Raw genomic sequence first — 11,992 nt, 5'->3', positions numbered from 1 at the left:
CACCGCCCATCTGGCGACGCCGCTATGGAGTAAACGTTGTCGCGATGACCGTCGAACATACGCTGAGCCATGGGCTCCGATTTCGGCGCGACCCAGTTTGCGTTGATGAGCGCCACGAGCACACACAGCACAGCATGAGGCTTCGTTGGGTTCAAGCGCTGTCTCCTGTCCGAAGATCGGTTGGCAGTATGTCGCAGGCGAAAGGCTCCACCTAGGATATTACGACCATAGCAAGCTTATTGCCCAGTCGCTCTGAACTGATAGGCCAAACTCCCGCTTCTTACAGCGCTGTGCAGTGAGGCGCTAGCCAGTTGAAATGAAAGAGCGTAAAATTTCACGAACGTGCTAACCGACGATTATCATGGGCGCTTAGCTCAGCTGGTGAGAGCGCTACGTTGACATCGTAGAGGTCGGGGGTTCGAGTCCCTCAGCGCCCACTCTTGCTAGCTCAACTTGGGTTGATGAGGCGGATACGCGCCTGCCGAGCGGGATAATTTGGTTCGGATATAACCGGGGAAAACGTTTAATAAGCGTTGCGATGTACCAATCCCTGCCAAAGTGTGAGCCACAATATTCGCAAATCGAACCAAGGATTCCAATGGGTAATGTAATAGAGGTCGTACTGCAAACGTTTCCGTAATGAGGTATCGCCCCGCCAACCATTAACCTGAGCCCAACCAGTGATGCCAGCTTTGACCAGATGGCGGGCCATGTAATGGGGAATGGTTTTTCGGAATCGTGCCACAAAGTAAGGACGTTCAGGGCGCGGGCCGACCAGACTCATGTCGCCCTTCAATACATTGAACAGTTGGGGGAGTTCGTCTAGACTGCAGCGCCGCAGCAGGGCACCGAACCAAGTGCGTCGCGGATCGTTCGGCTTAGTGAAGACCGGTCCAGTTTCTCGCTCGGCGTCAACTCGCATAGTGCGAAACTTAAGCATGTGAAACACTTTCCCATCCAGACCGCAGCGCTCTTGGCGGTAAAAAACAGGCCCCCGACTGGTGAGCTTAATCATGACGGCGATTACCAGCATGAGCGGCGATAGTACAATCAGTGCAATCAGCGAAATGGTGATGTCCATGAGCCGTTTGAGGAAGCGATTGACCCCTACATAGGGACTTTCACGCAGGTTGACAATGGTCATGCCATCGAATTGCGTGGTGGTGAGCGCAAAGGGAACCAAGCTGGGGGTATCCACGACTAGGCGGACCTCGGCTAAGGAATCGGCCAAAACAGAAAACACACGTCGGGCTTCCTCGAAGCGCTTCCAAGGTAAAGCGATGAACACTTGGCGAATCCCCTTTTCCTGGACGAGTCGAGGCAGATCATTGATGCTGCCGACGATATACAGGTCGTTTGTCCAGCGCGAGGGACGATCTTCGATGTAACCGTAGAGCCGAAGGCCTGTCCAGCGGTGTTGCACTAGCGAGCGGGCCAACTGACGCGCCGTTCGGCCCGTACCGACTATTACAACAGGAACGTGGTTATAACCGCGCTGCCGCACTGCCCGGATAATACTCCAAACAAGGCGTCGGCCTGTTACTAGTGAGCCAAGCAACAATACTCCGAAGTAAGCCAAGGTAAGGCGCGAATCGTATTCTTGCTTGGTGAAAAAGAGTAAGGCCAGCACCAACAAGACAGCCAGGATTGAGCCTTTGAGGGCACCAGCCAATTCTTCGCGGAAGCGCCGCAGACGGTGTATTTCGTAAAGACCCACCCAACGAAAAGCTATCACCGCGAGCACGACGACCGCTGGGGTGAGATGCCAGCAAATCTCTTCCGAGGGCGGCGCATGATAAAGTGAAATGGGCCAACCGCTACAGCGCCAGTAGTAAGCGCCTAGCCAAGCTCCGGCGGTCAGTAAGGCGTCGACCAATACAAAACACCAGACAATCCCTTGATGGACACGACGAATCATGTCGTGAGCTCCGAAGTGGGGAGCGGGCTCCTCCCCTGGCGGCACAAAATTGTTTCGCGATTTAGCCGAAGACGCGAACCGATGTCAAGACCGTCCCAAAGCTGCTAGAGCCCAGTTGATTTCCTCGCTGCCCGGTAATATACATATGTACAAGTGTCGGGAAGCGCACTGGCCAGCGAAGGAGGATAGTCATGGCGACAGCCAATTCGAGCAGTGGGATGGATAATCGGGAGCTGAAACTCGCGTTGCAGCAAATCGAAAAGCAGTTCGGCAAAGGTGCGATCATGCAATTAGGGGAAAGCCCGGTGGCCGATGTTCCGGGAATCAGTACGGGCGCGCTGAGCTTGGACATCGCTCTGGGAGGTCGCGGCTTGCCCCGGGGACGCATCATCGAAATCTTCGGCCCGGAATCGAGCGGCAAAACCACTATTGCTTTGCACGCGATTGCAAACGCCCAGAAACAAGGGGGCATTGCTGCCTTTATTGATGCCGAGCACGCACTTGATCCCGCCTGGGCCAAACGCTTGGGAGTAGATTTAGAGGGCCTGTTAGTCAGTCAACCTTCTTGCGGGGAAGAAGCGCTGAAAATCGCCGAGATGCTCGTCAAATCGAACGCTGTGGACATCATCGTAGTGGACTCAGTGGCCGCTCTGGTGCCCAAGGCTGAAGTAGAAGGTGAAATTGGCGATTCTCATGTGGGGCTGCAGGCGCGGCTCATGAGTCAGGCTTTACGTGTGCTGACCCCGATTATTGCTCGCACCCGCACCTGCATGGTATTTATCAATCAGATTCGCCAGCGGATCGGCGTGATGTTCGGCAGCCCGGAAACGACCTCAGGGGGCTTGGCCTTAAAGTTTTACTCCTCGGTGCGTCTGGAAGTCCGCAAGGTGACCAGTATCAAGGAGGGCGAAGAGGTAGTTGGCTCACGAATCCGCGCCAAAGTGGTCAAGAACAAAATCGCGCCGCCGTTCAAGAGTGCCGAGTTCGATCTCATGCATGATTCGGGTATCAGCCGCGAAGGCGACGTATTAGACCTCGCCCTAGAAGATAAGATTGTCGAGAAAAGCGGAGCGTGGCTGACTTATGGTAACCATCGTCTGGGACAAGGGCGCGAGAATGCTAAAGCTTTTCTGCGAGAGCATCCCCAAATTCTGGAAGAGATTTCGCGCAAGATTTTGCAAAAGCGTGGTCTACTCGAAGACGTTTCCATACAGGTGAACGGAAAATCCACAGAAGAGGCCAGCTCGAAAGGGCGAAAAGCCAGCGAGCGGCAATAGTAGTAGGGCACACTCATCAAACGGTAACCAAGGCCCGTCTTCAGCACGCTGCTTATTTGACCTGCGGCCGACATTGGTTTGCAACAAGCGTCGGGGCATTAGAAATGCTAAGCAGGCAGGAATTTGTCCTAACTGCGGGCCAAGCGTAAGCGGTACTTGGGAGAAGAGCTCGCTCGTTGCAACCATCGGACCTCTGCGCTTAGACGGTCGATCAATTGCCAGCCCGGGGCTTGGGGAGGAACGAGAGCACGATACTCGAAGCCAGCATCAACGCCGGCAGTTACTGATAAATCGTCTTGGGTTACCATCGGACTGTAAGCGGAAGTGGGGAGCATTTCCGGCGGACGAGTCGCAGTAATCTGTGAAACCCGAATGACGCGACGGTTTCCATCTGTATCCAGGATAGCCCAGCTAATTCCTTCTGATACCAAACTGGCCAAAGTATGCACTATCATAAGCTTAGCCTATGGCAAGATGAGTCTTTCAATGCTCCAGGTTGGATAGTACGACCGTTTCGGTTTACCAGCTATCGGAATCAATCGGACCTGTGAGAAAGCCACGGGAGGAGGGAGCGCGGCAGCCCCTCATCCTCCTTTACTGCCGCGCTCCATGTCTGGCCATGCGGCAAGCCAACGTTAGAGCAAATGGGGTGCCTCATAGAATTGTTTTGATCACGCCGTGGCAAAATGGTCGGCGCGACGATAACCCGGGCATAGAAATCGTGATGAGTCAGCCGAACATTGCTTCACAATCCAAGCAAGTATAGTGTGTTGCCCGTTGTGCGAAAACAGGCGCGTGTAAAGTTTGGCCAACGTAAGTTTTCCTGATGTCGGGCGAAGGCGGTGTCAAGCAAGGAATGCGCGGCTAAGTAAAAGGGGATTGCATTCGGCAACGCAGCGCATTAGATTAGTCTTCTTCGTCCTCTTCCTCCTCTTCGTCCGGTTCTTCCTCTTCGTCTTCGTTGTCTTCGTCGTCCATGTCCGTAATGGGTTGGCCGGGACGCCAGAAGAATTCGCGCTTGATGTCTTTGCGGGTAGCCAACATTAACACAAACAGCGAGGCCAAGCCCATAAGTGGGATGGGGGCCGTGAGCAACCCGCCGAGGAATTTGCCTAAATAACCGTACAAATCATCCCCAGCGTCTTGCATGAGTTGACAGAACAAATATCCCGGAATCGCAGCACCTGCTAAGCCCACGACTATGCCGGTAATACAGCCCGCCATGACCCAGTGATAACCGTCGACGCGGCGAAAGCGTTCAGCCCCAGTGATGATAACACCCAAGGCCACTAACACCGCTGCCGTTACGGCAATCAGGATCAATTGCACCAAGATGTAATGAGTGTCCTCGCCAAAAATTTTTTCCGTGGTAGAAAGCGGCCAGTCGCGTTTCATTTCGGCAGGCGCATCCCCGCCCTGCTTTAGGGCTCTAGCACGTTCCTCCGCAAGTTGCGAAGCGTGCATTTGCCGTTTGAACGCAGCGAGCACGGCATCGCCACTCAAGGCTAGGAAGGCTAGGACTGTGATGACGGCGCAGTAAGTGGCCAAGACTTTGAAATAGAAGCCTGGCTTCTCGATCGTGGCTAAGGCGCGTTCCCGGGCCTTGATGCGTTCAGAGCGGCGCACCAGTTCAGAAACGCGGTTTTCCTCTTCTTCTTTTTTCTGCGGGCCTGGGTCATGCTGGATGGCGTAAGGCGAGCGGTCTTCCCACTCATCTTCCTTAACCGAAATCGGGGTCTCGCTCAGAGCGGTTTTTTTGCTGCCCTTTTCCACCACAGGTGCAGCGGGCTTCACTGCGGTGGCCGCTGGCTTGATTTGCGGCAGGCGAAAGTTTTTGCCACATTCCACGCACTGTACCACTTTGCCAGCTTGTTCGTTCCCGACTTGGATAGGACGCTGGCAACCAGGACAACGTACTCGGATCATGTTCGCCTCCTATGAGAAAATGAGCACCTAGGATGATGGAACTACGACCGAAGGCCAAAAGCACTATGGGATTATTTTAGCTAGTCGCGCCACCTTAGCAGAGGCCGATGCGCGTTTGATTAGCCTAGCCAGGGACTAAGGCTCAAATGCGTTCCAACGCCCAGGCAATATCGAGTTCGGCACACAGCTCGGGCGTGGGGATTCCCCGCGGATCCGACCAACCCATCATGCGATAATAGCACTGCAAGGCTTGTCGGAACTGCTCACGGTCGAGTTTCTCGCCTTTTAGAGGGCCTGCCTCTAAGGGCTGGAAAAATCGTTCAGGTAGAGTATCTGCCTCTGCGGCTAAACCTTCCCGATAATTGTACAGCCGATAGAGCGCATGGGCGCGATCCGAAGCTTTCAGCAATTCCCACAAGCTTACGTCCCAACCAGTCATGCCGTTGAAATAACGCACTAGCTGCTCTAAATCGAGTTTACCAATCGGCACACCCACAAAGCAGCACATGCCCACGATGTTGTAAAGCGTCCAAAGCTTCTGCAAGTAGGTAAAGGCGCGAACTTTCCGCGGACCGAAATCCAGCATCGGCACTGGTTCGATCAGCCCTAAGGCAGCAAGTGGATGTTTGCCTGGATAGAAACCTTCATAAACGGGGTCGTGCGGTGCTTCCATGTGATCCGCACCGGTGGGACTGGTTGAATAAGCGAGGGCCAGACTCTTTTTGCCACGCGGCTCGTGCATGGGAACTTCTTGACCGCGCACGTGCAGAGCGAGGGCCTGGGCTTCTGGCCCCAAGCGCTGCGCGGCACGCATGACACCTTCCGCCAACAAATCGCCAATTCCCTCTCGCCGCGCGATCATCGGAATTAAGCGGAGAGGTACTTCAGGGTCTCCGTAGGTCAAGGGAAAACCCACATCGGTTCGCGTGAGGAGGCCCAGGCTGTAGGCTTCAATAGCGAAAGAAATGACGACCCCTGTGGAAATGGTGTCCAGGACGTACTGGCTGCACAGCTGGTTCGCCAAGGCGATACGTTTCAGGTCCGCAATGCCGTTCATGGTGCCGATGGCCGCGATCGTTTCATACTCTGGGCCACCATAGCGCGGCACGACGCCCAACTCAGGCACTGCCACTTCCCGTTTGCACGCCACTGCGCAAGCATAACAAGTCCCCCGCCGGGTCAGAATGGTCTGAGCCAGGCGCTCGCCGGTTAGTTCGTGAAAATGCTCGAAAGCGCCGTCTCGGAAATGACGCGTGGGTAACAGCCCTGCTGCTTGCAGGTTTTTTACTCCTCGCGCTGTTCCGTAAAGATGCAACGTGTCCTGGGTGCGGTCATAGTGGCGCTTGAACCAGAGCAAGACTTCCTGGGTGACCTGAGGCTCGGCAGCGATTGGCTTATCACGGCCACCAACGGCAATGGCTTTCAGATTCTTGGCACCCATGACAGCTCCGAGCCCACATCGGCCATGGAAATGTCGGCAATTGTTTACCATGGCGGCAAAACGTACGCGCTTCTCCCCGGCAATTCCAGTTTGCAAGACGACCACGCGTTGGTCTTTACACTCGGCCTTGATACCGTCGTCCACTTCTCCAGCCAATTGCCCCCAATAACGTTGCGCATCGCGGAACTCGCACCGACCATCATAAATGAGTAACCAGACGGGTTTGTCGGCGCGACCTGTAATGATCAGGCCGTCGAAACCTGCCTGGCGCAGAGCTGGGCCCCAGTAGCCTCCTGCCTCCGATTCCCCGTAACCTCCGGTTAGAGGGCTCTTGGCCACGGCCACGTAGCGATTCGCTCCTGAAAGCGCGGTACCGTTCATGGCGCTGGTGAAAAACATCAACGGCGAACGCGGGTCAAAGGCATCCCAACCTGCAGGCGTCTCTTTGAGTAAGAAGTAAACACCCAGCAAACCGCCCCCCAAGTAGCGGCGTAGTGTCAAGTCATCTAAGAGCTCAATTCGACTACTACGTTCGCTCAAATCAATACGCAGAATTTTGCCAGCATATCCCCCGACCATTCTGATTCTCCCTCGAGGTGTTCCATGCCAGAAAAATCGATTGGCGGGAAAATACTGACTGTGTCGAGTAAGGCTGACCCTAACATAGCATTGTAACGGCCAGTCCACATCCAACTGACCAAGCTTTCGGACTGGTTACAGTGACGCTGGAAGCTGAAGTACGCGATTCACTCTAATAAGGTAGAGCCAGTTCTATCAGTAGTCGCAAGACACTTATTAGCTCACCGGCCAAAAAATTTGCCCGTTAGTTGGGTGCTGGTTTCCTCGGATGAGCAGCCACTTGTCGGCGTAGGAACTCTACGGCCATCTGCAACTGTCGATCCGTGAAAGGTTCTGGAGGTTCGATTTTGACTGGCTCGCGCGGTTGAATGATTTCACTACGTCGCAAATGTTCAAACAACTGTCCGCGTTCTCCCGGTTCCAGTTTGAGTGTATAGTCGGGATGCGGGCGCACCCCCCAATCGTCTTCCTCCTTCGAATTACGGTCACGAGCGAGATTCTTCCCGTTGGGTCGCCAGAAACTGGCCGTGGTTAATTTCACCTCGGCAGGGCCTTCCTTGGGGTCTAACTGAAGCGGAGTAACGGTTTGCACACTGGCTTTGCCAAAACTACGCTCCCCCATAATCACTGCACGGCCGTGGTCTTGGAGCGCTGCCGATACGATCTCACTTGCACTGGCGCTGCCTCCATTGATGAGCACCACCATTGGGAAATTCAAATAACTTCCTTGATGTTCCCCCGAGTAGGAGATTTCTCGACCCCGGCGCGGACGCACAGTAACAATGACACCATCGTCTATGAACATGTCCGCGATTTTGACCGCTTGATCCAGATAGCCACCTGGATTGAAACGAAGGTCTAATATTAGGCCGTTCAATCCCGAGCCAGACAACTCTTCGAGCGCTTTTTGCAAGTCACGAGCCGTGAAGCGGGCAAACTGGCTTAGGCGAATGTAGGCGATCTTATTTTGCGGGTCAATGTAATAGTCCCAGCTATCGTCATCCCGACGACGCACCCCGAAAACGGTTTCCACCTCGATACGGCTTCGTTTCAGGCGAATTGTCAACGATTTCTTCTCGCCATTGGCCATTTCCCGCTCCAGATGTAACTGAACTTCCGTCCCTTCCTTTCCTAGGATTTTGTTTACCACCTCGCGAATGCTCATGCCTTTGGTGGAAATATATTCGGGCTCCTTGAGGGGTTTTCCTTCCGAGTCAACGAAGTTAGTTACCCCGACAATCAAATCGCCAGTTTGTATGCCTGCCTTGTACGCGGGGCTATTGCGCAACGGCGTAATTACTCGCACCATATCAGTGCCCAAGTCCTTTTGAATCTGCACACCCACGCCAATAAAGACTTGTTGGGTTTGTCGCTCGATCTCGGCCACGACTTCCGGCTCAATGAAAGCGGAATAGTTATCCAAACTATGGAGCATGGCATCACAAGCACGATAAGCGGCCTTGTTGCCCTTTATGTCGTCGCGTTGTCCAATTTTGAGCCGCACTTCCACCAACAAATCGCGAATTTCTGGCACGGTCATTTTCACAACGCTCTCTAGCCGTCTGTTGATTTCCGGCGGCACTTTTTCTTGCATGTAGGTGTACAAGCCCCGTATCGCCGGCGGAATCAAGTCCGCGTAGGTAATGGGCTTAAAGTAATTAGCGCGTGCCACGTTCGCCACACGCAGGACGCGGTCGGCGAACAGCTCCGCCTCTTGCTGACTTACTTGAAGTGATTGCAGATAGGAATTGCGCTCGGCCAGAAGCTTGTCCGCGGCAATCTTACCTTCCGCATAGGCCAGGTAGTGCTTACGCATTTGCCGAGGCAGTTCAAAGCGCGGCGTCTGCCCTATTAGGGACTTTCCCTCACTGATGACTTCCTGGGGCAACTTATCAGCCAAGGCCCGCTTGAGGAAAGCCTCGATCCGCGCTAACGTCTTGCGATATTGGGCGGCGTAGCTGGCCACGGGAACATGTCCGTGCGTAAACGTGGCCAAGGTCGAGAGCGCTTTCCCAGTAACCTGTTTTGTCCGTTGCGGATATTCCCTCTGTACATATTGAAAGAGCTCGCTGACCGTAATAAGTCCGTCAGCGGCGTCCCCCTCTGCGTCCGCGCCGCCGTTGAGGGCGTTCAACACCACTTCCAGGAACACGCCATGCCCAGTCCGCTTGTTTTCTGGTGAAGGCTGAGTACCATCGTTAGCTGACAGCACTGCCACAGGCGGCAACACTCGGGGACGCTCGTCCTGGTCATCGCTAACCCGATCAAATTCCTGAAAACGTTTTTCTAGTCCTACGGTCGAAACTTTTTCCTTGCTTTCATCATAGCCGCGGAAGTTAACATCAAGAAGGGCCACAATGCGGGCACTCTTGCTGCGTTCCAGCAGTTGCTCTAATTCGCTGGCGCTAATGGCAGTCTTGCCACGATCCTTGAAGCTGGAGTCGACGGCAAAGTAACAAGTGCGGTCACCAACTGGTGCCCCTTGACCGAACCATGCCAATAATACCAGATCGTCTTCCTGTGCCTGTTCCAACGCCCAGCGCAGTGCCTGCAAGATGTTCTCGCGGCTGGCGGTTAGTGCTCCTTGCTGACGTGCGGCCTGTCCCAGCAATAAGCGAATGCGTTCCTCTGGAACACGGCCTCCTTGGTCGTCTCGAAGCCATCGATACAGGGCCACTGCATCGGCTTCTGCAAACGCCCGCGGTAGAATCACGTCGTCCGCATACCGGTCGATTCCCACAATCACTGTGTATGACGGAACTGGCGTTTCCCCTAAGGCTAGCTGATGGATCAGCAACCCGCTTAGCAGGAGGATGACACGACGGCCTAGTGGCACGAGACTCGCAAACTTCATTTTCCTACCCCTCATGTTTGTGCTAATTAGTACTCTGTAGTGGTTTTTCTAATTCTGTCCAAAATGTGATGCTACGTCAACCTTCTCTCGCCAGCCCCCCATCTGTTTAGGCCATCGCTATTCTCAGCTGTGCTTGACAACGATATGTCGCCTGCATATTTTTCAGATTTACATACGCTGGCTGTCGAGCAATAGGCACAGCTTGTATTGTAGTCGGCTGCTGAGTCAGTGCCGAATCGGGACTCGATTCTAGGCGACGCGGGCCACGGAAGGCAACCGACCAGCAAGGAGGCTGGCATCTCCAGGCTCATGCTTGTCCCGCGGCACTGCCTCTGCCGCCGACGGCTGGTCGCCCTCATATATGACGAACCAGGTTGTACTCCTCACCTCAGCAAGGCTGTTCATTCTTGCTTGTTTGGCTCACCAGTCCCAACAATTCGGGTCAGTTACGGTCTCAATCCATGGTTTATAGCGAGCGGGCGGAAACTATCGCCTTGGTCATGAGCTTTACGCCTTAGGAAGAGCGAAAAAGCACCCCCGGAAATTGGTTATCAGCTAAACTAAACTTGAATAGCTGTAAGAGCACGACTTTTGCTAGGGCCAAGCGACTCATTTTGTAGAAACTGACCGGTATCAATTGCATGCGCCTCGGAATAGCCCTGGCGGTATTGCTAGCAGGGTGTCAGACTGTGGTCGGCCCTTGGGAGCCACGTCGCGCTGAACGTGCGGATGATCCCCTGTTGTCCACTCAGGAACAAGCACGGCGATCGCGGTACTTGTATGCGTTTCCTGATACCGAACTGGGCCCCCGCTCAGGCCCCGAGCGACCCGTAGCTGCTGCCCTCGCGCCCTGAGCCAAGTTCATCACGGCGTCTTACCACGGTTGACCATCGGGCTTGTGCCTAGTTGCCTCTCTGGCCCAACCGGCATAAGTTGATTTGTACTCCCAGGAAGTTAGCCTCTGAGAGGCGTGCCATGCGTCGGCTTTTTGGGCTGATACTCGCTGGAGTGGGTTTTTGTAGTGGCTGCCAATCTGTGGAGAAGCAGGCACTAGAACCGCTTCCCGCAAACGCCACGGCGCTACCCTACGCGGACCTAGTGGAACGAGCCCGGCGCCAAGTTTGGGCCGCCCAGGAAATTTTTTATCGCGACGATTGGGACGAATTAGCTAAGGCCGGTAACATGTTACTCGACAGCGCGCAACGTCTGATGCAAGTGAAGGCCGAACAAGTACCAACACGCTGTCGCGATGGTTGGCCTAAACCTGCTGAAGAATTCCGCCTCGCCGCTGAACAACTTTCCCAGGCCGCACGTCAGCATGATGCTGTTCAGGCCGCCCATGCCTTTCAAAGACTTCACCTCGTGCTAAAACAGATACGCCCCGATTGATCGCGCTCGGAAAAGCATGAACTTGCTCAGGCGCTGGTGTGGGTCGGGCAACTAAGAAACTGAGCGCAACCAAGCCGATGGTCTATTCCTAATCATGCCTGACAAACGCGGCCATCAGCACTGGCCTTTTTGCGGAGGCTCAGGGTGCAGGTGCGACCGATTATCCCTTTCTGGTTTCGCCAACGACAAATTCAAACGGAACTGGTCCACGAACGGGTGCTTAGGGTATCAGGCCCAAATTTACCGCCTCATGAAATTCGCATTGAGCTTGACGCTGACGGACACACTTGGCGCGCCACCTTAGTGCGGCTCGACGGCGAAGCTTGTGTTGTTGCAATCGGCCAGGCTGCCGAACCTCACCCACAGTCCGCTTGGCAACTCGGCTTCGAGCTTCTTCGTAAACATGTAGTTCATTAAGAGGTGCCCTTGCCAGGCTACACCCGCAGGGTAAAATTCACATGGGCAAAATATTGGCTTGACTATTCGCTCCTGGCCGCTCGGCGTCCCTTTTGATATTCGGCTAAAAATGATTTCATAGAACCGTTAAGCATGGGGGGTTAGCTCAGCTGGGAGAGCGCGTGAATGGCATTCACGAGGTCAGGGGTTCG

General features: G+C 54.5%; 7 protein-coding genes and 1 tRNA gene. 3 read left to right on the top strand and 5 right to left on the bottom strand.

Features of this window, described 5'->3' with window-relative positions:
* Positions 1 to 363: 363 nt before the first annotated feature.
* Positions 364 to 437: transfer RNA gene (locus NZ960_08545), tRNA-Val, on the top strand.
* An 86-nt stretch (positions 438 to 523) separates the two neighbouring features.
* Here NZ960_08545 and NZ960_08540 read toward each other — a convergent pair.
* Positions 524 to 1,918, bottom strand: a complete 1,395-nt coding sequence (locus NZ960_08540; GenBank protein MCS7177639.1) for an undecaprenyl-phosphate glucose phosphotransferase — start codon at positions 1,916 to 1,918, stop codon at positions 524 to 526.
* Positions 1,919 to 2,109: 191 nt separating this feature from the next.
* Here NZ960_08540 and recA point away from each other — a divergent pair, with 191 nt between their 5' ends.
* Positions 2,110 to 3,195 carry a recombinase RecA gene (gene recA / locus NZ960_08535; protein MCS7177638.1) on the top strand — a complete coding sequence of 362 codons (1,086 nt, stop codon included), beginning with the start codon at positions 2,110 to 2,112 and terminating at the stop codon, positions 3,193 to 3,195.
* Positions 3,196 to 4,101: 906 nt separating this feature from the next.
* Here the strand turns inward: recA and NZ960_08530 are convergent.
* The 4 genes from NZ960_08530 to NZ960_08515 form a co-directional block, all read right to left on the bottom strand.
* Positions 4,102 to 5,043 carry a hypothetical protein gene (locus NZ960_08530; GenBank protein ID MCS7177637.1) on the bottom strand — a complete coding sequence of 314 codons (942 nt, stop codon included), beginning with the start codon at positions 5,041 to 5,043 and terminating at the stop codon, positions 4,102 to 4,104.
* A 220-nt stretch (positions 5,044 to 5,263) separates the two neighbouring features.
* Complete coding sequence (locus tag NZ960_08525; GenBank protein MCS7177636.1) at positions 5,264 to 7,141, bottom strand: aldehyde ferredoxin oxidoreductase family protein; 1,878 nt, start codon at positions 7,139 to 7,141, stop codon at positions 5,264 to 5,266.
* 244 nt (positions 7,142 to 7,385) lie between these two features.
* The gene (locus NZ960_08520) at positions 7,386 to 9,995 is read right to left on the bottom strand and encodes a S41 family peptidase (protein ID MCS7177635.1); all 2,610 of its coding nucleotides are present in this window, start codon (positions 9,993 to 9,995) and stop codon (positions 7,386 to 7,388) included.
* Between the two features lie 249 nt (positions 9,996 to 10,244).
* Entirely contained in the window at positions 10,245 to 10,400 is a 156-nt protein-coding gene (locus tag NZ960_08515) for a hypothetical protein (protein ID MCS7177634.1), read from the bottom strand.
* A 630-nt stretch (positions 10,401 to 11,030) separates the two neighbouring features.
* Here NZ960_08515 and NZ960_08510 point away from each other — a divergent pair.
* The gene (locus NZ960_08510; protein MCS7177633.1) at positions 11,031 to 11,384 is read left to right on the top strand and encodes a hypothetical protein; all 354 of its coding nucleotides are present in this window, start codon (positions 11,031 to 11,033) and stop codon (positions 11,382 to 11,384) included.
* The last annotated feature ends 608 nt before the right edge of the window (positions 11,385 to 11,992 follow it).

The sequence above is a fragment of the Candidatus Kapaibacterium sp. genome, assembly GCA_025059875.1.
Lineage (GTDB): Bacteria > Bacteroidota > Ignavibacteria > Kapaibacteriales > HRBIN21 > HRBIN21.
This window is presented reverse-complemented; position numbering and strand designations above follow the sequence as displayed.

What these genes read in the sequence shown, in the direction of transcription:
- NZ960_08540 (MCS7177639.1), bottom strand. Translation starts at nt 1,918, where the DNA reads ATGATTCGTCGTGTCCATCAAGGGATTGTCTGGTGTTTTGTATTGGTC.
- NZ960_08525 (MCS7177636.1), bottom strand. Translation starts at nt 7,141, where the DNA reads ATGGTCGGGGGATATGCTGGCAAAATTCTGCGTATTGATTTGAGCGAA.
- NZ960_08520 (MCS7177635.1), bottom strand. Translation starts at nt 9,995, where the DNA reads ATGAAGTTTGCGAGTCTCGTGCCACTAGGCCGTCGTGTCATCCTCCTG.
- recA (MCS7177638.1), top strand. Translation starts at nt 2,110, where the DNA reads ATGGCGACAGCCAATTCGAGCAGTGGGATGGATAATCGGGAGCTGAAA.
- NZ960_08515 (MCS7177634.1), bottom strand. Translation starts at nt 10,400, where the DNA reads ATGAACAGCCTTGCTGAGGTGAGGAGTACAACCTGGTTCGTCATATAT.